The sequence below is a fragment of the Methanohalobium sp. genome, assembly GCF_018609725.1.
GTDB lineage: Archaea > Halobacteriota > Methanosarcinia > Methanosarcinales > Methanosarcinaceae > Methanohalobium.
In genome coordinates this window covers 15,014-36,812 of the sequence record NZ_JAHENT010000117.1, presented here as the reverse complement: position 1 = coordinate 36,812, position 21,799 = coordinate 15,014, and the positions used below count along the sequence as shown (strand labels likewise).

At 36.4% G+C, this 21,799-nt stretch carries 21 protein-coding genes; 14 read left to right on the top strand and 7 right to left on the bottom strand.

All coding sequences use genetic code 11. The features are described from left to right. Positions 1 to 5 precede the first annotated feature (5 nt). From QZ276_RS08035 to QZ276_RS08025, 3 genes are read left to right on the top strand one after another with little or no spacing between them, the layout of a single operon-like run. Positions 6 to 767: a TatD family hydrolase gene (locus QZ276_RS08035; protein WP_292486955.1), complete on the top strand. Its 762-nt coding sequence runs from the start codon at positions 6 to 8 to the stop codon at positions 765 to 767. A gap of 38 nt (positions 768 to 805) precedes the next feature. Beyond that, positions 806 to 1,453, top strand: a complete 648-nt coding sequence (locus tag QZ276_RS08030) for an MBL fold metallo-hydrolase (RefSeq protein ID WP_292486953.1) — start codon at positions 806 to 808, stop codon at positions 1,451 to 1,453. Continuing rightward, complete coding sequence (locus QZ276_RS08025; protein WP_292486951.1) at positions 1,450 to 3,291, top strand: YgiQ family radical SAM protein; 1,842 nt, start codon at positions 1,450 to 1,452, stop codon at positions 3,289 to 3,291. Before QZ276_RS08030 ends, QZ276_RS08025 begins: the two co-directional genes overlap by 4 nt. A gap of 14 nt (positions 3,292 to 3,305) precedes the next feature. Here QZ276_RS08025 and QZ276_RS08020 read toward each other — a convergent pair whose 3' ends face one another. Next, positions 3,306 to 4,382, bottom strand: a complete 1,077-nt coding sequence (locus QZ276_RS08020) for a (Fe-S)-binding protein (RefSeq protein ID WP_292486949.1) — start codon at positions 4,380 to 4,382, stop codon at positions 3,306 to 3,308. Between the two features lie 8 nt (positions 4,383 to 4,390). Beyond that, on the bottom strand, positions 4,391 to 5,764 hold the full coding sequence (locus QZ276_RS08015) for an FAD-binding oxidoreductase (RefSeq protein ID WP_292486947.1): 1,374 nt from the start codon (positions 5,762 to 5,764) through the stop codon (positions 4,391 to 4,393). 97 nt (positions 5,765 to 5,861) lie between these two features. On the opposite strand from QZ276_RS08015, the gene arcS reads away from it, so the two are divergent. Together arcS and rimI are read left to right on the top strand one after the other, a co-directional pair. Then, positions 5,862 to 7,703 (top strand): archaeosine synthase subunit alpha, encoded by a 1,842-nt coding sequence (gene arcS, locus QZ276_RS08010; RefSeq protein ID WP_292486945.1) that lies wholly within the window; start codon positions 5,862 to 5,864, stop codon positions 7,701 to 7,703. A gap of 30 nt (positions 7,704 to 7,733) precedes the next feature. Continuing rightward, positions 7,734 to 8,213, top strand: coding sequence for a ribosomal protein S18-alanine N-acetyltransferase (rimI, locus tag QZ276_RS08005; protein ID WP_292486943.1), 480 nt, complete (start codon positions 7,734 to 7,736; stop codon positions 8,211 to 8,213). A 40-nt stretch (positions 8,214 to 8,253) separates the two neighbouring features. Here rimI and QZ276_RS08000 read toward each other — a convergent pair whose 3' ends face one another. The 3 genes from QZ276_RS08000 to QZ276_RS07990 form a co-directional block, all read right to left on the bottom strand. Then, positions 8,254 to 8,538, bottom strand: coding sequence for a UPF0058 family protein (locus tag QZ276_RS08000; protein WP_013193533.1), 285 nt, complete (start codon positions 8,536 to 8,538; stop codon positions 8,254 to 8,256). 191 nt (positions 8,539 to 8,729) lie between these two features. Beyond that, positions 8,730 to 10,088: a DNA primase DnaG gene (dnaG, locus tag QZ276_RS07995; protein ID WP_292486940.1), complete on the bottom strand. Its 1,359-nt coding sequence runs from the start codon at positions 10,086 to 10,088 to the stop codon at positions 8,730 to 8,732. Positions 10,089 to 10,945: 857 nt separating this feature from the next. After that, complete coding sequence (locus QZ276_RS07990) at positions 10,946 to 11,431, bottom strand: hypothetical protein (protein ID WP_292486938.1); 486 nt, start codon at positions 11,429 to 11,431, stop codon at positions 10,946 to 10,948. A gap of 145 nt (positions 11,432 to 11,576) precedes the next feature. On the opposite strand from QZ276_RS07990, the gene QZ276_RS07985 reads away from it, so the two are divergent. Both QZ276_RS07985 and rtcA read left to right on the top strand, forming a co-directional pair. After that, positions 11,577 to 12,980, top strand: a complete 1,404-nt coding sequence (locus QZ276_RS07985) for an FAD-dependent oxidoreductase (protein WP_292486936.1) — start codon at positions 11,577 to 11,579, stop codon at positions 12,978 to 12,980. Next, positions 12,973 to 13,977 (top strand): RNA 3'-terminal phosphate cyclase, encoded by a 1,005-nt coding sequence (gene rtcA / locus QZ276_RS07980; RefSeq protein ID WP_292486934.1) that lies wholly within the window; start codon positions 12,973 to 12,975, stop codon positions 13,975 to 13,977. Before QZ276_RS07985 ends, rtcA begins: the two co-directional genes overlap by 8 nt. Positions 13,978 to 13,999: 22 nt before the next feature. Here the strand turns inward: rtcA and QZ276_RS07975 are convergent, their stop codons facing one another. After that, on the bottom strand, positions 14,000 to 14,626 hold the full coding sequence (locus tag QZ276_RS07975) for an RNA 2'-phosphotransferase (protein ID WP_292486932.1): 627 nt from the start codon (positions 14,624 to 14,626) through the stop codon (positions 14,000 to 14,002). A gap of 281 nt (positions 14,627 to 14,907) precedes the next feature. Between QZ276_RS07975 and QZ276_RS07970 the strand changes: the two genes are divergently transcribed. Further along, positions 14,908 to 16,044 carry an OB-fold nucleic acid binding domain-containing protein gene (locus QZ276_RS07970; RefSeq protein ID WP_292486930.1) on the top strand — a complete coding sequence of 379 codons (1,137 nt, stop codon included), beginning with the start codon at positions 14,908 to 14,910 and terminating at the stop codon, positions 16,042 to 16,044. A gap of 7 nt (positions 16,045 to 16,051) precedes the next feature. On the opposite strand, the gene QZ276_RS07965 is transcribed toward QZ276_RS07970, so the two are convergent. Further along, positions 16,052 to 16,510 (bottom strand): hypothetical protein, encoded by a 459-nt coding sequence (locus tag QZ276_RS07965; RefSeq protein ID WP_292486929.1) that lies wholly within the window; start codon positions 16,508 to 16,510, stop codon positions 16,052 to 16,054. A gap of 296 nt (positions 16,511 to 16,806) precedes the next feature. Here QZ276_RS07965 and QZ276_RS07960 point away from each other — a divergent pair, with 296 nt between their 5' ends. From QZ276_RS07960 to QZ276_RS07935, 6 genes are all read left to right on the top strand, one after another. Beyond that, positions 16,807 to 17,346 (top strand): hypothetical protein, encoded by a 540-nt coding sequence (locus tag QZ276_RS07960; protein ID WP_292486927.1) that lies wholly within the window; start codon positions 16,807 to 16,809, stop codon positions 17,344 to 17,346. A gap of 211 nt (positions 17,347 to 17,557) precedes the next feature. Beyond that, positions 17,558 to 18,193 carry a cyclic nucleotide-binding/CBS domain-containing protein gene (locus QZ276_RS07955; RefSeq protein WP_292486925.1) on the top strand — a complete coding sequence of 212 codons (636 nt, stop codon included), beginning with the start codon at positions 17,558 to 17,560 and terminating at the stop codon, positions 18,191 to 18,193. A 45-nt stretch (positions 18,194 to 18,238) separates the two neighbouring features. Continuing rightward, positions 18,239 to 19,006 carry an HPP family protein gene (locus QZ276_RS07950; RefSeq protein ID WP_292486923.1) on the top strand — a complete coding sequence of 256 codons (768 nt, stop codon included), beginning with the start codon at positions 18,239 to 18,241 and terminating at the stop codon, positions 19,004 to 19,006. 39 nt (positions 19,007 to 19,045) lie between these two features. Beyond that, the gene (locus QZ276_RS07945) at positions 19,046 to 20,053 is read left to right on the top strand and encodes a CBS domain-containing protein (protein WP_292486922.1); all 1,008 of its coding nucleotides are present in this window, start codon (positions 19,046 to 19,048) and stop codon (positions 20,051 to 20,053) included. A 34-nt stretch (positions 20,054 to 20,087) separates the two neighbouring features. Continuing rightward, entirely contained in the window at positions 20,088 to 20,948 is an 861-nt protein-coding gene (locus tag QZ276_RS07940; RefSeq protein WP_292486920.1) for an HPP family protein, read from the top strand. 53 nt (positions 20,949 to 21,001) lie between these two features. Further along, the gene (locus QZ276_RS07935; protein WP_292486918.1) at positions 21,002 to 21,778 is read left to right on the top strand and encodes a CBS domain-containing protein; all 777 of its coding nucleotides are present in this window, start codon (positions 21,002 to 21,004) and stop codon (positions 21,776 to 21,778) included. The last annotated feature ends 21 nt before the right edge of the window (positions 21,779 to 21,799 follow it).

The following is a 21,799-nucleotide window of genomic DNA, read 5'->3' as shown; positions in this document are numbered from 1 at the left end:
CATATATGTCATACAATATAATCGATTCACATTGCCATCTCGATTTTAAAAAATTCAATAAAGACAGAGAAGAAGCTATAGAACGTGCAAATCTTAACGGAGTAACAGAACTAATAAATTCCGGAATAGATTACAAGACAAATGAATCAAGTTTAAAACTTTCTGGTAAATATCCCAATATTCATGCCACCCTTGGCTTAAGCCCTATGGTAGCTTCTAATTCAAAGGATAATGTTGTTGATGATATTCTGTCCCAGATTGAGCAAAATCTTGAAGCTACAGTCGGTATTGGAGAAGCAGGCATGGACTTTTATCACTGCAAAAATGAGTCTGAAAAAGATGACCAGTTGCAGGCATTCAAAAAGGTCGTTGAATTGGCTGACTCATTTGACAAAACCCTTGTAATCCATGGAAGAGATGCCGAAGACAAAATATTAAACCTTGTCCAACACCTTGATAATGTTGTTTTCCACTGTTACAGTGGTTCAATTGAAACCATGAAAAAAATTACCGGTATGGGATACTACATATCCATAGCAACTCTTGTATGTTTTTCTAAACACCATCAATTCCTTGTTAGAGAATTACCCATTGATAAAACGTTGCTGGAAACAGACAGCCCCTATTTATCACCACATCGTGGAAAAAGAAATGAACCAGCATTTATTGTCAATTCTGTGGAGACAATAGCAAACATCCTAAACACAGATGCATCATATATAGCTTATAAAACTGCAGAAAATACGAATCGTGTTTTTGGATTGTAAACCAAATATGACCTATTTGATAAAAAGGAGCATAAACTATGCATGTACAAAAAATCAATGCTTCACCCTATGATTCCAATATTTACCTGATTAACAAAAAATTCCTTATCGATACCGGTATGGATGCGGCAACATTGATAAAGGAACTTGAAAACCATATCGGCCTAAACACATTAGATGAAATAATACTTACCCATTGCCATTTTGACCACTCAGGTGCAGCTTCAGAGGTTGCAGATAAAAGTGGAGCAAAAATAGCAATCCATGAAGATGATGTTGAATGTCTAAAAGACAACAGTGCAAGTGCCGCAGACCTTTTCGGATACAAAGCTCCCGGTATAGAACCAGATATTATCTACAAAGATGGTGACAAGGTACAAATTGCAGATGATGAATACCTTCAAATTATCCATACCCCGGGACACACAAAAGGTTGTATATGCCTCTATGAGCCGCAATCTAAATCTCTGTTTTCAGGTGATACTGTATTCCCTTCAGGCAGTGTTGGACGCACTGATCTTGATGGTGGATCTGCCGATAAACTGGAAAAATCAATAGAAAAGCTTACCGAATTTGATGTAAAAGTTCTGTATCCTGGACATGGCAATGTCAGTGTTGACAATGTGAATGGACAGATTAAACAATCACATCAGGCATCCAAACAACTAAAATACTTACAATTATGAAAAAATTCAAACACAATATATTCCCGACATCCGATTTTCTTCCCATGAGTTTGGAAGATGCAAATAAACGCGGGTGGGAAGAGCTGGATGTGATTATTATAACCGGAGATGCATATGTAGATCATCCTGGGTTCGGGGCCACTATCATAGGACGTGTACTGGAAGATGAAGGATTCCGTGTAGGTATCATTGCACAGCCGGATTGGAACAACATCAATGATTTCAAAAAATTGGGAAAACCAAGGCTCTTTTTTGCAGTCACTGCGGGTAATACCGATTCTATGGTCAGCAACTATACTTCCAGTCTGAAACCGCGAAGCAGTGACGCATATTCACCGGGTGGTGAGAAAAACCGCCGTCCCAACAGAGCTACATTGGTTTATACAAACCGATTAAAAGAGGTATATCCTGATGTACCCATTGTACTCGGTGGTATAGAAGCATCGCTTAGACGTTTTGCGCAGTATGATTATTTATCCAATAAAGTCCGCAAATCGATACTTGCCGATGCTCCCGCCGATATACTGGTTTACGGAATGGGAGAATTACAAACCATAGAAATAGCCAAACAACTTGACAATGGTAAATCGGTCAACGAAATACAAAATATCGATGGAACTGTATGGAAACTTGCGGTTAAAAAATGGAAAAAGCAGAAAGATGATTATTTAAATGATTACGTGGAAATTGCATCCTACGATGAAGTTTCCACAAATAAAAAATCATATGCAAGCGCCTTTAAAACGATATATGAGGAACAGGATTACATAAATGGAAAAGCCATTATCCAGCCCCACCCTAAAACCATAATCGTCCAGAACAAACCAATGCGTCCATTGACCCAGCAGGAACTTGACCATGTTTATGAACTACCTTTTACAAGGGAAACTCACCCTTCATATAAAGAACCCATCCCTGCACTGGACACAGTTAAATTTTCAATAACTTCTCACAGAGGGTGTTTTGGTAACTGCTCATTCTGTGCTATAACCCAGCATCAAGGGCGTATAATAACAAGCCGAAGTATTGAATCTATTGTTAGAGAAGCTACCGGGTTCACAGAACGACCTGATTTTAAAGGCACTATATCAGGTGTAGGTGGACCCAGTGCCAATATGTATGGGATGGAATGTAAAAAATGGCACAAAAGTGGTGTATGTAAAAACAAATTCTGTCTTTATCCTGAACCCTGTCCATCTCTTGACACAAAACATAACAAAAGTATTGATATGTTAAGGCGTCTAAGACAGATACCCGGTGTTTCAAAAGTTCTCATTGGTTATGGTATCCGTCATGACCTTGCTCTACAGGATGAAAATTATATGGAAGAACTGTGTGCTCATCATGTAGGAGGACAGCTTAAGGTTGCTCCTGAACATTTCTCTGATGAGGTAACAGATGTCATGCGAAAACCGGGAAAACAGGTTTTTGAAGAGTTTGCCAGTAAATTCAATGAAATCAACAAAAAATTTGGAAAAGAACAGTACCTTGTAAGCTTTTTAATTTCAGGTCATCCAGGCAGCAAAATCGAAAACATGGTAGAACTGGCTGAATATATAAGGGATACTGGCAGATATACAGAACAGGTACAGGATTTTACACCTACTCCTATGACTGTTTCTACCTGCATGTTCTATACTGGAATCGACCCTTTCACAGGTAAAAAGGTGTATATACCGGATTCTCCGAAAGAAAAACGTATCCAGCGTGCACTTCTCCAGTATAAAAATCCGAAAAACCACAAACTGGTATACGAAGGATTGAAAAAAGCCAACCGTATGGATCTTATAGGTAACGCATGGAAATGCCTGATATCACGAAGAAAAAATAAGAAATGATCCTTTTTTTAATTTTATTTTATGGCAAGTGCCACAAGTTCAACAAGGTCTATTACTGGAATATTTTTATTGCCCCGACTCAGGTTTCTACGACACATTGGACATGAAGTTACCACGTAATCCACACCTTCCGGTACTTCAGCCATCCGTGTTTCTGCAATTGAATGGGATAATTCTGGATATCCAGAAAGAACTCCTCCGCCTCCTCCACAGCATCTGGCACTTTCCCGTATTGAGTTCATCTCCTTGAGATTACAGATTGCCTTTATAACTTTTCGAGGTGCCTCGTATATTCCATGTTTTCTCCCTATATGGCAGGGGTCATGATAGGTAACAGTTATATCCAGTGGATTTAAATCCAGTTCATCTATATGGTCTGCCAGAAATTCTGAAACATGTTTAACATTAAACTCATCTGGATAATCATTTTTGAAAGTGGTATAGCAACCTGCACACCCAGTAATAACTGTATGAGCTCCGATTTTTCTAATCTGTTCTACATTCTCCTCGGTCACATCATCCGCTTCAAAACCGGTACGAATCAGAGGTGACCCGCAGCAATGCTCATTCGGTAAGAGAGTTACATCGAACTTTTTCAATATATCGAATGTCGTTTTTGCTACCTCTGGATATCGATAAGATTCAAGACATCCCACAAAAAATACATATTCTGCATGGCTTTTAATATCTGCAGATTCTTGCCCCAGCCAAGAATATCTGTCAGATGTTTCTGCAAGTGGGTTTCCGTATTTGGTTACATTTTCCCTGAGTTCAGCCTGTTTATCTGTCATTTTGTTTTTCAAAACAAGCTGACGTCTGGTATCTTCAATAACATCTGGAGGTTTTGCTCCTGATGGACAATTTTGCTCACATAAACCACAAGTAGTACATGTGTTGAGGCTGTTCAGTACATCAGAATCAACATCCATACCCTGTGAAAGAGCATGTGCTATAAGCATACGTCCACGAGCTCCTGATGATTCCCAGCCAAGTTCATCAAAGACAGGACATACTGAACGGCATGTTCCACAACGTACACATTTTAGTATTGACCTGAGATAAGAATCGGATTTGTCTTCTGATTCAGTCATGAATTTGATTACACCCCCAGTTTTCCGGGGTTAAGTATGTTATTTGGATCAAGTGCATTTTTGATATTAAGCATTACATCCAGCGCAGGACCAAGTTCAAGTTCCATATATTTAGAACGAGCTCCACCTATACCGTGTTCTGCACTAACTGTTCCGCCAAGTTCTATAGCAGTTCTATGTATTTTATCACCGGCTTTATTCAAACTGTCCCACTGGCTGTCATCCAGCACATCAATAGCCATTCCTGTATGCAGGTTTCCATCACCTATATGTCCGTATGTCATAATTGGGATATTGAATTCTTCTGAGATTTCACGAACTTTTTTAAGCATCTTGGGTATTTCTTTGATAGGAACACCTACATCTTCACCTACATACACACGTGTACGATTGGGATCAAGTCGGGAAATGGCAGCACCCACCAATCTTCTGGCTCTCCATAATTCTTCACTTTCCTGTTTGGTTGATGCACTTTTAACATTGGTCGCAAGTGATGAACAGGAAGATTCTATTAATTTAGCTCCCTCTTCTACCGCACCTCCTGTACCATCAACTTCAAACATTAAAATAGCGCCTACATCGGGTAAATTAAGGTTCGGGTCAAATGCATTTAACGCTTCAATCGCAGTTTTGTCAAGTATTTCACATGCAGAAGGGACTATTCCTGATGACAGTGTTTTAACCACCCCTTCTCCCGCAAGTTCGGGATTTTCAAACGATGCCAGTATTACAGTACGTGCTTTGGGAAGTGGAGCTACTTTCAACACCGCTTTTGTAATAATTCCAAGCGTGCCTTCAGAACCCACCATCAGACCTGTCAGATTGTAACCTGCAACCGTTTTCAGGGTCTTTGAACCTGTATTGATAACTGTTCCGTCAGCCATAACAACTTCAAGGTCGAGTGCATAACGGGAGCTTGTTCCATATTTGACCGAACGCATACCACTTCCATTGTTGGCGATTAATCCACCTATAGTACACATAGCGGAACTGCCAGGATCAGGTGGAAAGAAAAATCCATGATATTTTAGTTTTTCATTGAGTTTGGCATGAACAACTCCCGGTTCAACAGCTACCTGAAGATTTTCAATATCTACATCAAGTATCCGGTTCATGGATGACAGATCAAGAACAATACCTCCGCTTATTGGTACTGCTCCTCCTGCAAGACCTGTTCCTGCACCTCTTGAGGTTACCGGTATTTTGTGTTTATTTGCAAACTGTACAATCTTGGATACCTGCTCTGTACTATCGGGACGTACTACATAATCTGGCATACCTTTTATCTGGGATGCATCACATGAATAACAATAAAGTTCTGGAGAAGAAGTACTGACCCGGTTTTTGCCTACAATCTCATGTAGTTTTTCAATGTATTTCATACAAAAACTCTAAGTATCAAATAGGATACAAAAACTTAAAAGTTGCGGTAAATATCAAACCAAAAATTTACATCTATAAAAGAGGTATCACAGATACATGACAAAACATTTTGAAGTAGAACAACGAGACGGAAAAGCAAGATTGGGGAAACTTAGTCTTAGTAGGACACTAAAAACACCATGTATTATTAACACCGAAGATATCGGAGATACTGAGAAGTTACCGATTATTGACGCTGGTTCTATATGGAAACAGGGACAACATGTTTTTGATAACCAATATTTAAACCAGTTGCGACAGAAAGTAGGTGAGAATAATCTTATAATATTGCCGCACCAGAATTATCCCTATAATGTACCTGATGAGGCCGTATTAGATACTACCGGTAATTATGATATCGAAACAAGTGGCGCTACAGGAAGTGTTTTTCACCCCGGTAAAAAGACCAAAAACAGTGACTTATATATAATGGAAGGTGGTGGCGGTCTTGAAAACAACGCCAGACAATTTTTCAACGCTCTAAAAGATTTGAAAGAAAAAATACCTCATGATACTGCTGTTTATGTTCCAAACATTGCGCTTCCTGAAAATCTTGCAATGCTTATATATATTGGAGCCGATGTATTTGATTATACCCGTGCCACTTTATCAGCATACAATGACATTTATCTAACATCATCAGGAAAATTTTATCTTTATAACATCACAGAACTGCCATGTAGATGTGATGCATGTGCATCTGTAACCGTTGATGATATAAAATCGATGGATGCGGAAAATCGTGGGATTATTCTTGAAAAACACAACAAAAATACGCTTGATTCTGAATTATCTCTTGTACGCGAAAAAATGCGAAAAGGATATCTGCGTGAATACGTAGAAGGACAATGCAGAAGTCAACCCTGGTTAACAGCTCTTTTACGTATTGCAGATTTTGACCAATGTTATTTAGAAGAACAATTTCCTACTACTCGGACAGTTCAACTTACTGCAAATACGAGCGAATCCCTAAACCGCCCTGAAATCACCCGTTTTGCTGAAAGGGTACAGAACAGATACACCCCTCCTAAAAAGGATATTTTATTGCTACTCCCTTGTTCTGCTCGAAAACCCTACTCCACATCCAATTCCCACCAGAAATTTATCGATACTCTGGGTAAATACCGCAAGTACGTCCATGAACTCGTCCTGACATCCCCCCTCGGAATCGTTCCCCGAGAACTTGAACTTACATATCCAGCTGCGCATTATGATATCGCAGTTACAGGTCATTGGGACGCCGATGAAGTGGAATGGGTCACCGATTGTCTTGTAAATTATCTTTCTAAAAACAAATATTCCTATGTAATCGCACATATAGACGGTGCATATAAAAAAGTTTGTGATTTAGCCGCCAGAAAACTTGGGATAGAAATCATATATACCTGTGAAAATGATGTGACATCCAAAGAATCTCTTGAGGTTCTTAAAGATACTATTAAAAATCTGAGTTATGAACGCACCCAACCAAAACCAATGTCAAAACACAACCTTATGCGTGCGATTGCTGATTACCAGTTTGGTAAAGGTGCAGGTAACATACTTGTTCCAGATGATGCTGTAATTAAAGCCCCTTATCCCAAACATCAGGTTTATCTGAACAAAGAACAAATCGCTACTCTTGTACCACACCATGGAACTCTATCTTTAACTGTCCGTGGTGCTGAACTGCTAATTCCACATGACAATTATGTAGTCAAAATTGGTAGTTTTGTACCAAAAGGTTCGATTCTTGCACCGGGAATACTGGAGGCTGATATTTCAATCAGACCCGGTGATGAAGTCCTTATCTCGGGAGAGAATGCTATCGGTGTAGGCAGAGCACTGATGAGCGGCAGAGAAATGGAAAAATCCACAAGGGGTATAGCCATAACATTACGTCATGTGAAAAAAACTTAACCGATAAACTGGAAATATCAAAACGATACAATGAATCTTCGATACTTTGAACCGGAAGATTTTGAGGACATCTTAGAAATTGAAATAGAAACATTTAGCGAACACAATCCGTTCGTCTACATCAATTTTTATGAGATGAACAGTGATGGTTTTATAGTGGCTACTGTAGGAGACAAAGTAGCGGGCTATGTAGTAGGATATCAGATATATGAAAACGAAGGGCGTATATTTACCCTGGCTGTAAAAAAAGGTTATAGAGACAAAGGTATCGGGTCAGAACTGCTCAAGGCTATATTAAATCTATTCTGCAGGACAGGAATAAAATATGCCAGACTTGAGGTAAGGAAAAGTAATGTTCGTGCACAGAAACTGTACAATAGTATGGGTTTTGTCCAGTGCTGGGTTGAAAAAAATTATTATTCAGATGGTGAAGACGGTATTATAATGAAAGCATACCTTCAGCCTCCCTGTAATATGAATTCATATAATAATCTACTGGATATAAAATAAACAATAAATACGAATCAAGGGTTACAAATGGATATACCCTTTAATTATCCTGAATAACCTTATTTCCTGTCCTTGCTGCAAGTTCCTGCATTCTTTCAGAGGTTCTTCCACCTCCCATATTTTCATCTTCAGAAATTATTTTTGCTATATCATTTCCAAGAACAAATATTGCATGTTTGTGCTCTGCCTTGCTACGGTGGACGTGCACTGGACTGATGGACAGGGACTTGTATTCGCTGAAATCACATTCAACGCCCTGACATTCAAAATATCGTTTCAATTGAGCCATCAGTGTATGCAATTGTATTAATTCATCTTTGTGCATATTGACCAACCTTTTATTAATCATGCTGTTTTTATATGAACTTTAATATACTCGATAATTATTAATTAGACTTTAAATAAAGTCATTATTGACGGAAAAAATTTTCCCCAATTATTTATAAGTAATTTTCTATTTATTATTTATGATTAATCATGACAAATATGACACAAAAAAATAAAGAAATAAAGAAATTAGCAATAATCGTTTTCAGTAAAAATGTTAATTCCTGTGGGTACTTTTGTCACATTTCCCAGTTTCACACCAACTAGGTTTTTGATTCCTTTTTCTGATGATACATCAAGAATCCTCTGGGTTATCACCCCATCAAAAACCACACTTACTACCTCACCATTATAATTTTTCAATTTATTAACGAGGTCCCTTACTGCTATTTCCTCAACCAGTTCTTCCCCTGAATCAAGAAGACGTGCATCAAGTGTACCGGATATTGCATCTATATGCGGTTTAAATTTAAACTGGGGTTCCGGTTCTTCAGTCACAACAGGTTCTTCAGTTATTTCAACCTCTTCAGTAAAACTTTCCTGAACCTCTTGTTGGGACACAGCCTCGGTTTCTTTATCCAGATTTTTCGGTTTTAAACTGGAAGATTTTTGTAAATCTTGTGACCTGTTATCCTTGCGTTTAGAATCCCTTGCAGACTTTCCAGTTTTTGATGACTCAACAGGTTTTGAAGTATATGATTCCATGGCCTGTTCTATCGGGACTCTTTGTTGTAGTGCCCTCATTACCTCCCTATGTACCAAATCTTCAACACTTTTACCTTCAGGAGCTCTGGCAATATAATCGATATTAGCAACCTGTAAAAGCTCTTTTATTATGAGCACTCCGCCACGATCACCATCTGTAAATGCAGTTACGTTTCTCTTTTTTGTAATTTCCGCTATTTCGGATGGAATATTTGTACCACCCACACAGATTGTATTTTTTATCCCATAACGCAGTAGGTTAAGTACATCAGCACGGCCCTCTACAAGAATCACTTCATCAGAATCAAATACTTCCGGTCCACAGGGAATTTTATTTTTACCATAATATTCCATTTCATGGATTCGCAGGGATTCACGTACTTCATCTGCGATTTCCTGAGATTCAGGGAGATTGTCATCAAACATCGAAGAATAAATCATTCGAGCTCTTTCAATAATATTTTTTCTTTTTGTGGCTCGTATATCCTCGATTTTACTTACTTCTATTTTGGCACTGCATGGTCCCACTCTATCTATAGTTTCAAGGGCAGCTGCCAGAACAGAAGTTTCAACTCTGTCAAGGCTGGATGGTATCAGAATAGTTCCTTTTGATTTACCGCCTTTACCGCTTATTAAGACTTCAATCCTTCCTATTCTACCAGTCTTTTGAAGGTCACGCAGGTCAAGGTCTTTTCCGAGCAACCCTTCTGTCTGTCCAAAAATTGCTCCTACTATATCAGGACGCTCAATTATTCCATTTGCACTGATTTTTGAATGGATGATATATTTAGTGGTATCTGCTGATTGATTTTGATTATTTTGATTATGGTTCTGATTTTGCATATGAATATCTCCATAATGGCTGTTATAGATATCAAATATGGATTATCCAATGCAAAATAGAAAAACAGAACAAGTTTGATGGGCAAATTGATATCTAACTCGAGAACTATTATTGAGATTAACCAGTTGATTTAAAACCCAATACACTAATTTTGTTAGTACTCTGATTGAAACCGAATTTTCAATTAATACATGAGTTGCCTGCCGGATACTCATGCCAATTTATCTTTATTTGTCTGAATTACAATGAGTTACCTCTTTAATCATTAATTTGATTTCAATGATTATTGCGTTTTGGTTGATGATTCTGAATAAGTAAGGATTTCTGTAAAGTATTATTATATCAAATTAGTGACAATTATAAGTTTTCTATTAAATCGAAATCCTTTGTTATGTGTTGGAATCCATAATCATTGTTATTGTATATCAAACTTGTTCTGTTTTTTATATGTCTTTAATTATTAATGTAATACTGATGTTGTATACACTGTAATATTTATTAAATCCAAACTATTTTGCGTTGGATAATCACATCTTTTAATATTTTTGTGAATGTATTAGTGATTTTTGTATTATGAATGTAATCATTAATTGATTACCCATAAATAGGAAGTTAGTAGTAGTTTAATAAATTTGTGGTTAATAACTACTATATGACAAATAATTATAGATGTAATAATAGTCATTAAAACAAAGAGGTGGAGTTGCAGAACTAAAAAAATTAGCTGAGTTTTGGGGCTAATCCAATGAGGCACAATAAGTTCTACAACTCCCATACTGTTACAATATTTTTATAAGATATTAAATTTAATTGTTTACAAAGTAAACTTTATAAAAGTTACTTGCTGACAAACAAATCATTCAGATAAATAGGATTTAGTTACCCCATTTACTTTAACTTCTAAGTTGTCCTTATCCATTCCACTAATATCAAATTTAAATTCTTTCTCAAATAGATTTATTACCTGAGAACACATCGCATCTTTTGGTCTTTTGGTAGTAATATTGATTATAAATTTATTCCTTATTTTTTGTTTTACAATTTCATCAATTTCTGTACAGCCATCAGAAAGGTGACCACTTACATTGACCAGCAATTGATTATCAGGGTTTCTTTCCAAATTAATATCATCGATTTTTGCCAGTCCACTGATATATCCAGACTGGTTTGTATTATTTATCTGAGAGTCATTTTGTCCATCACCCAAAGAAGTTTCTGGGATTTTATTTGTATTATTTATTCCCAAATTCAATTCTGAAGCAGTTGCAAAAAGCAATCCACTACTGAAAACAACTATTACCAGTAATATGCCAATTCCCTTGGAAATAGATAAATCAGGCATGATTAATCCTCCTTTATCTTTTTAACAATGAGTTAGATTTAAAACATAATAAAATTATTCTTTTTGTTAGGAAATTACCTAACATCACTAGATTTTAAAACTAATAGACAATACACTTAATAAACAATCTCAATTATTAACCAGTATGGTGGGGAATATACCAAAGAAAAATACAAAAAAACAGGAATTAATTATCATTGGAGGTGGAGCTGTAGGAATGGCTGTTGCTACTCATGTCCAGCGCCACGGAAATTACAACATCAAAGTGTTATCAAAAGACTCACATACAGCCTACAGCCAGTGCGGAATGCCTTTTGTACTCGCCGGTGATATTCCAGATTTCAACAAACTTATAGTTAAAAATCTAAAGTTATTCAAAGACATGGGTATTGATGTCCGACTTAATACACAGGTTAACTCCATTGACCTTGAAAACCATACTGTAAATACCCAAAATGACACAGTAATATACGATAAACTTGTTGTTGCTACAGGTAGTTCTCCTTTTATACCAGAACCCCTGAAAGAATCTATAAAAATGGACAATGTATATACACTTAGAACATTATCCGATGGGATAGAAATCCAGAATAACCTGGAAAAATCAAAAAATCTGGTAGTAATCGGTGCTGGAGGGATAGGAGTCGAAATCGCTGTAGCCGGTGTAAAAAGAGGTATCAACACAACTCTTATCAACCGTAGTAAAACCGTGTTGTCCCACAACCTTGACTCTGACATGTCACAAATTCTGCAGAACCATCTTGATTCAAAAGGTATCAACCTTTTGACAGGTCACACTCCAGTATCCATAAACGGTTCTAACACTACCGATTCGGTTACAATTAAAGAAAATATAACGGGAAAGATAAAAAACATCTCTGCTGACACCGTTGTAATTTCTACAGGCGTTAACCCCGAAGTATCACTTGCAAAAAATACGGGTATCTCTGTTGGTGAAAGCGGCGGATTGTTGGTAAACAATAAACTGCAGGTAAAATACGATAATAAATACCTTGATGATGTATTTGCAGGCGGAGAATGTGCTCAGGTTTATGATTTTGTAACCGGAAATCCCTTTGTCAGTCAGCTTGCAAGTACTGCAAGAAGAATGGCATCTGTTATTGCAGAAAACCTTTTGGAGAAAACATCAACTTTTAATCCCATTACAAATCCGTGGATTGGAGTTATTGGAGATTATCAGGTTGGTAACGTCGGTCTCACAGAAGAAACTGCATATAAAAATAAAATAAACACTGTAACCGGTTCATCAACAGGTTTTACAAGAGCAGGATATTATCCGGGTGGAGAAAAAATATACATCAAACTGTTATTCAATAATCGTTGTCTTTCAGGAGCACAGATTATTGGCGGAAAAGGTGTAAAAGAACGAATCGATGGGTTATCCCTTGCAATAAGGAAAAAAACATCCATTGATGATATGTTGAAAATGGAAACCTGTTACACTCCACCAGTATCTGAACTGGTAGACCCTATAACGTATGCTGTTAAGGACGCCTATAAAAACATGGATAATCAAAAATATGATTGAAATCGACGGATCATATGGTGAAGGCGGAGGTCAAATCGTCAGAACTGCGATTGCTCTATCTGCCACTACCGGTAAAAATGTGAAAATTTATAACATACGCAAATTTCGTTCAAATCCAGGACTCAAACAACAGCATATAAAAACTCTTGAAACTGCTGCACGTATTTGCAATGCACAAATTGATGGAGTATATTCGGGGTCATCATGTATCAGTTTTTTTCCAGGTGAAATAAAGGGGGGTTACTTCGACGTTGATATAAAAACTGCAGGAAGTATAACCCTATTGTTACAGTGTATAATGCCACTGGTTATAAGATCCAACGAAGATATCCAGCTCAAAATAACAGGGGGAACAGATGTAGCCTGGTCTCCAACAATTGATTATCTAAAACATGTAACAGTTACAGCTCTATCAAAAATGGGTTACACATGTGAAATAAAAAACATCAGACGTGGTTACTACCCAAAAGGTATGGGAATTGTGTATGCAAACTTGAAACCTAAAAAACTTCACAAATTTGATTTTTCCAATCAAAAATCAACAGTTTCCAAAATTTATGGTATATCACATTGTTCAAACCTGCCTGAACATATCTCACAGAGACAGGCTGAATCTGCTATCTACCATCTTAATCATAAAAATTTTGATTGTAATATTGCCACCGAAGTCACAAACAATCCCTCTACAGGTACTGGTATTACATTATGGAGAAATTTGTGTGGTGGTAGTGCGCTGGGAAAAAGAGGTTTTCCTGCAGAAGAAGTCGGGAAAATGGCTGCAGATAATGTAAGCATTGAATTGGTATCCGGAGAAGATGTTGATATAAATCTTGCTGACCAGTTAATACCCTATATGGGACTTTTTCTGGGATGTTCTTATACTGTTAGAGATATTACCCAACACACAAAAACAAACATATGGGTTACCAAACAATTTCTTGATGTTGAATTTAATATAATGGAAGAAAACGGATTATTTCGGGTCACCTCCCAGTGACCAAACATTTCATTCAATTATATCAATCAAAATTTGCAACACTTAAATACTCTGATGGCACCTGTTTAACCAAAACAATTTCATCTGTTGCAGACATGAATGACATTCCATCTTCTCTTGCAACATCTGCGTCTATTTTTATTATTATAGGATTATCTGTATGAACCTGTGCAGCATCATTTGCTTTGTCATATGATGTACTTAAATGGACATACTGCTGATGTACGGGTTTTATACCATTCTCAAGAATCATATCCGCCTCTTCCTGGCTTACCCCATAGTATAAATATGGAAGTTCGCATTCGGAATGGTTAAGTTCTACATCTACCGAGTGTCCATAGCAAGCTCTCAAATATTCGCCATCGATTTCATATCGGTTTTTAATGTCAGATTCTACAAGAGATATTAATGATTCTTTCGTTGCCCATTTATATTTCTGCTTTAAAGCATTACAAAACTGGTCAAGGTTTACCCAACCTTTTTTATCCATATCTAAACCTGTTGCATTTGGAAAATGTCTCAATGCTCCAGATACGAATTTTCCCAGTCGTTCTTCATAACGGTCACCAAGAACATGTCTGCCTTTTGTATTACATTCAGGACAGACTTCGCCTCTGAAATAGCCATGTTCATTACATTTACGAATCATTGTACCTACAAAAACAATGTTATTTATTGTTAATATATCTTGCCAAAACTTAACAAAAAAATAATTTACAAATTATTTTATAAAACCTGAACTTTCTTTTTAGTAGTAGATACACACTCCCCTCAAGAAAATACCTACAAAAATGAGTAATAATTTCGTATTTTTTCAAACAAATTATTATAAATATTGGTTAAAGAATTAAATTAATTAAATATTTTTATTTATGTAGCAAAATTAAATTGATAGTTACCTTTAATAATTAATCCATCACTGGTGTTACCATGAGTGAAACCGAAGAAATAGATAAAATCTATGATAAACTTGAAGATTCGATTAGCAGGGAAGATTTCCTATCCAAAGTAGATGAAAAGGTTGAACAAATGAGCGGTTTATGTGATAGAAAAACTGCCGCACTACTCGTTGCCAACGACCTTGGAGTCAGTGAAACCGGAAATGATGTGGTAAAAATTTCAGATATCAGCCCCAACAACAACGTTAAATTTATCGCAAAAGTGATATCTGTTTTTGATACCAAGAATTTTAATAAAAACGATGGTACAGAAGGGAAAGTAGGAAACCTTATAGTAGCAGATGAAACAGGCTCTATCAGGTTAACATTATGGGATGATAAAGCCAGTTTGATAGAATCCGGTGAATTTGAAGTAGACCAGAGTCTTCAGATAAGCGGTTACGCAAAAGAAGGGTACAAAGGTCTGGAAGTACACATTGGTCAATACGGTACAATCGATGAAGCGGGTGAACATATAGACACATCAGCCAATTCACAAAAAATTGAAAATATAGAAGATGGAACCGGAGACATCAATATACTGGGCAAGGTTCTTAATATATGGGATGTTAAAACCTTCCAAAGAAAAGACGGTTCACAGGGTCGAGTCAGCAACCTTCAGATAGGAGATGACACCGGAAAAATCAAAGTGACATTATGGGACGACAAAGCAGACCTTGTCAAAGAAGTTGATTATAATGATAATGTAGAAATAATCAATGGATTTGCCCGTACAAATAATTACAATCAGGAAGTTGAAATCCAGATTGGCAATTACGGGTTAATTAAAAAGACAAACACTAATGTAGATTACAAGGAACATTTCACTCCTATAGAAGAGATTGATGCATCATCTCGGAAACTCTATTCTGTAGAGGGTGCTGTCTCAGGTCTTGGAGATATGAAAGAGTTTACAAAAAAAGATGGATCAACCAATACAGTAGCCAATATTTACCTTTCGGATGATACCGGTCGGATACGGATAGCCTTATGGGGTGAAAAAGCCAATTTGATAGAGCGGTTGGATTTCGATTCCAAAATACAGGTCATTGATGCAACTTCAAAACCCGGTTATCAGGATGATGTTGAATTAAGTGCAGGAAACAGAAGCAGGGTCGTATTTTTGTAACCCTACTTTAATTATTCGTAAACTTGGATTTTAGACGTTTTAATAACCCGGGGTTGCCGTCATCTGTTTCCAGATGGTCTGTCAGGTGGGGTTTGTTGTTCTGCTTCTGTTCTACAGTATTTATTTTGTGAAACATTGAACTTATTTGATATTCCTTGTTTTTAAGCTGGTTGTCTTTTTCAGTGAGCTGGTTATCTTTGTTTTGTAGTTGCAAATCTTTGTTACCGAGCAGTTTGTAAAGTCTTTCTTTGTCCTGCTTTAGTTCCTGTATTCTTTCTTCATAAACCGATACATCCACACCGCTATTTTTGTTTTCATCTGATGATGTCTCATGATTTTGAACATCGGAACCATAAAAAAACTGCCTTAAAGCTTCTGTAACACAATACGTTTGACTGTACCTTGATTGTTCAATCATCTCTTTGTATTCCTGAGGTATACTTGTATTGATTTTAACCTTTGACATACAGTAAAAATATTGTATTACATATTATAAAAAAATAGTAGCTTTAAAATCAGATTGAAAATAATAATAGTTAAAATTGCTAATTTTTTATTTTTAAGATGTAAAAGAATAAAAATATATCAATTACTTTTAGTATACTTGGATGTATCAGCCCAAATCATACAATCAGCTGAACCATAAATTTACATCTTGCAAATCTTGAGAATTTCCTATTGACGACGTGAGGGGAGTAGAAGATTAAGAATCTGGGAAATAGTCTATATAGTGACTAAAAACAATAACCGAGTGGAAAAACGATGATAAAAAACGAATGTTTTTATTGCCAAAAAACAGACTTAGAATGTATCCATCCCCGAGGAGATTGTATTAGCTGTCCTGTAAACAACGCTGAAGAATTAAACAGAAGAACAATTGAAAACGAAAAATACAACAAAAAAGAAACTGAGTCACAAAACCTAAGACTCGAAAGGGAAGGCTACATTAAAACCAAAAAAGAAAATGGACAATTAAAAATAGATTCAATAACAGAAAAAGGAAAAAAGAAATTATCAAAGGATTTACTGGATGAGTTAAACAGTGACCTGAAAATCGATGAAATATTATTTACTCAAGCAGAAATACTTCGAAACAGTCCTGTTTTCTGGAAACGCGTTATAGAATTGATGAAATATGGTGTACTTAAAAAAGAAACTATAGAAAATGTAAACATACTGGCACTTGTCGGATTTATCGGGTTATTTGAAGGTTTGGAGACAAAACTTACCGAAAACGAAGAAAAATTACTGGAATGGCAAACTGAAGGGTTTGTTGACATGTGTATGGACTACACCCAATAAAGCCGAAATATTTCTTTTTATTTTTTTATCCAATTTTGGATTATTTGTATTATCATTTTGCCCTAATATTACACTTAAGTAAATTATGGTAGATGTGTAGTAATAAAGCCTGCAGATTACAAACATCTATAAATACCATCGTATAGATACTCTAAAAGGTGGGACAGAATGTGGGTCGATATTGAACGATTAAACAAATAAAGTGATACCTATGGCATTAGGAACTCAGAAAGATATTGAAGCGGGTGAACCATATAAGGAACTTGACGACAATTTGACAGTTCACGAAATAATGAACAAAAGCGTTTATACAATAGATATCGATACTAGTGTGGTTGATGTTGCTAAAGAAATGAGCAAAAACAATGTTGGAAGTATCATAATTATGCAAAACAATGACCCTGTTGGAGTCATAACTGAAAGAGACCTGGTTAAAAAAATATTAACAGGAGATATCAGACCTTCCAGAATAACCGCCGGTGAAGTCATGTCTTCACCACTTATAACCACTAAACCTTCAACCAGTGTAATCGATGCAGCGGAATTGATGGTAAAATCCAACATTCGAAGGCTTATAGTAATGCAGGATGACAAAATTGTAGGGTTCATCACTGACCGGGATATACTGACAATCTCTTCAGGACTTAATACAATTTTGAAAAATTTAATCGAAATGAACCAGGGACAGTACTTTACAATAAATTCGGATATAGAAACAAGCAGTGAACAATCTGAAACATCTCAGAGCGTCGAACAGGGGATTTGTGAATATTGTGGAACTTTTTCAGAATACCTTAAAATGTTTAATGGCATGATGTTGTGCGAAAGTTGTAGAGATAATACATAACTATTTGTTCATAGTTTATGTTGTTAATGATTAAAGGGGGATTACATGACAGTAGTAGAAGATATAATGACAAAAGATCCGGTAAAAGTAACTGAGAACGATTATATTACCCATGCAAGACAACTAATGAGAGATTATTTTTTGCGAAGTGTTCCTGTTGTAGATAATCATGATTCAAATCATGTAACAGGTCTTCTTACCGACCAGGATATACTAAATATCACATCCACCAAATCCAATTTAACTGTAAAAGGTTTTGAACGTGTATTCCCAACTATCTTACAGGGTACTGATATTTTGAAAGCATCAAAACTCCTTTTGGATGCTAAATTACATAGGTCACCAGTTATGGTATCAACAACCGAGAAAAAGCTTGCTGGGATTATAAGCAACCGTGATTTACTGGAAAAAATAAACCCTTCAAGGCGATCACCAGAGACAATCGGCGAAATTATGAATACAAAAGTAATAACATGCTATACCGATGATAATGTAGCAAGAATATGGAACAATATGCTGGATTGGGACTATACCGGCATACCTGTTGTTAACCAGAAAAATGAACCAATGGGTGTGATTACCAGAAGGGATATCATCAAATCAGGACATGCAAGAATAAATTCTCCTGAAAAAAGTTCCAGAGTTGAAAAGATAATGTCCACTCCGACCTATACAATAACTCCTGATACTCCTATTACAGAAGCCATAGACAAGATTATTCACTATGACGTAGGAAGGTTAACAGTTGTAAACAACAATAAAGTGGTAGGAATTGTAGACAGGAACGACCTACTGGAAGCATGTCTGAGATAATAAGAAATAAACCATAAAAATTAATTTAAGGTGATTACTTTGGATATAAGAGAAAAAAGGAATATAGTTTCGGAAAAAAAAGTTAGAATGCAAGAAAAGATGCATGCACAGGATAAAGAAAAAATATCCAGAAAAAAAGACCCTCAACTCCATACAACCGATGGAGTCCAAGAACTTGGTCCAGTGGATTTTCAGGGGCATGAAGCAGAACATGAAGGAGACATAATGGCTATTGCCAAAAGGGATGTTATAACTGTTCCACCAACAACAACTATAATGGGTGCAATCAAAACAATGATGAACAAAGGTTTTAGACGTATACCCATTACTGACGCTGGTACCAGCCGCCTTGAAGGAATTGTAACCTCTGTTGATATTATAAATTTCATGGGTGGTGGAGATAAAAACCTACTTGTTGAAAACCATTATAACGGAAATCTTATAGCAGCAATAAACGCGGAAATACGAGAAATAATGGAAAACGACATAGTATATCTCCATAACACAGACAGTATAGATGAAGCACTTAACACAATGAATACCAAAAACATCGGTGGTCTACCGGTTGTGGACGAGGACTTTCGTGTCCGTGCAATCTGTACAGAACGTGATTTTTTGCAGTTTATTGATGGAGTTTATACAAACAAAAGTGTTGGAGAATACATGAACAAAAACGTGATGAGAGTTAAATCCAATGCTACTATAGAAGAAACTGCAAGAATTATGATGAATGAAGGCTTTAGAAGATTGCCGGTAGTCAAAGACAGTATATTACTTGGAATTGTTACTGCAACAAATATTATGAATTACCTTGGGAGTGGTAAAGCCTTTGAAAAACTTATAACAGGTAATGTACATGAACCTTTAAACGAGCCTATAAGTTCAATGATTACAAAAGATGTAGTCTGGACAACTTCTGATAAAGACCTTGGCGAAGCAGCAAGCCTTATGCAGGAAAATAATGTAGGTTCTCTACCAATAATTGATAATGGTGAATTTATAGGAATAATTACAGAAAGAGACTTCCTGAAAGCCATTGTAGAATAAAATTATTTTGAAGCAAAAACAGATGAGGATAAAAATGACCGTAGAAGACATCATGAGTTCACCGGTTTATGTAGTAAAACCAAATGATACCGTTGCACATGCACGTAACCTGATGCTAAAACATAAAATCAACACTCTTATTGTTGTTGATGATGAAGAGGAAATGGTAGGAATAGTAACAATGTCTGATTTGAGCAGGAAAAAGGCTCAATCAGGACCAACATGGAAGAGAAGACCTGTAGATGATATTTTAATCGACAGGGTAATGACCGAGTCTCCATTAACAATCTATTCCAGTGCATCAATATCACAGGCTATCAGTATGATACTTGAGAATCATATAAGTAGCCTTCCTGTCATGAAAAATAAAGTAGCCGGTATTATAACAAGGATAGATATTGTTAGATATATTTCTGAAAACAGTCCACTGGAAGGTAATGTTTCTGAATGGATGACAAAAAATCCGATATTTGTTCACAGACATCATACTATAAACCATGTAATAGATGAAATGGAAAAAAGCAATATACATAAACTCCTTGTAGTAAACGATGTCGATGAGACCGTAGGTATGATATCTACCAGAGACCTGGCTTTAAATACCCTTAAAGACGATGAAGGAAAACTCCAATCCAAAGAAATAAAAATGGCTAGAAAACCCGAAACTGGTGGTCAAAGGGTATACCGGGATGTGGAAAAGGTTTCACTGGTGGCAGAAGACATCATGAGTACACAGCTTCATGTAATAGACAGTAGTGATTCTCTTAACAATGCCGCAAAAATTATGATTGATGAAAATGTTCTGGGCTTACCTGTAAGAGAAAATGAAGATATAGCCGGAATAATTAGCAGAAGTGATATACTAAGAGCTATACAGAATCAGTTATCTGAGTAAGGTCTACTCTATAATTATAAAAAACATTTAGGACAAATTAAGAGGTTTCATATATGCAAGTTAAAGAAATAATGGTGGAGCCACCTACCATCGATAAATCTGATACAACATCCCATGCGCTTGATGTCATGGAGAAGAAAAATACCCGAAGGTTGCTCGTAACCCATGACGATAAAATCATGGGCGTACTTACCATGAGAAGCCTTAATGAAGAACTTGGAACACGTAAAAAAGGCAACAAACCTGCATCATCACTACATGTAGCTACTGCTGTTTCTGATGATTATTCAAAAGTTTTGCCTGATACAGATATCAAAGATGCTATAACCCTGATGAAAAACAAAGGAAAAGTTATAGTAGTCACAGATAACGATGATATATACGGTTGGGTTACACCTGAAGAACTGTTGAAAAATAATCATTTTGATGGTTATTCAGGAGAAATAATGCAAAAAGACCCTCTAAAGGCAAATCCCAGTGATCGTGTAATTCATATCAGACATCAGATGCTTGAAAACAATATTGGAAGAGTTCCTGTTGTTGAAGATGAAAAAATTGTAGGTATTGTTACAGAAAAGGACATTGCAAAATCCATGCGCGCATTCCGTGACCTTGTTGCGGGTAATAAACAGGATACAAGGATAAGAAACCTGATTATCGAAGACATTATGACAAGAGGTGTTAAAACCGTCTATACAAATACACCTACATCTGATGTTGTCAATATGATGATTGAAGATAACATCGGTGGAGTGCCAGTACTCAACCTTGAAGACGAACTTGTAGGAATCATTACAAGAAGGAACATCATAGAAAGCATGGCTGATTGATTATACGCAAAGTTTAACAAA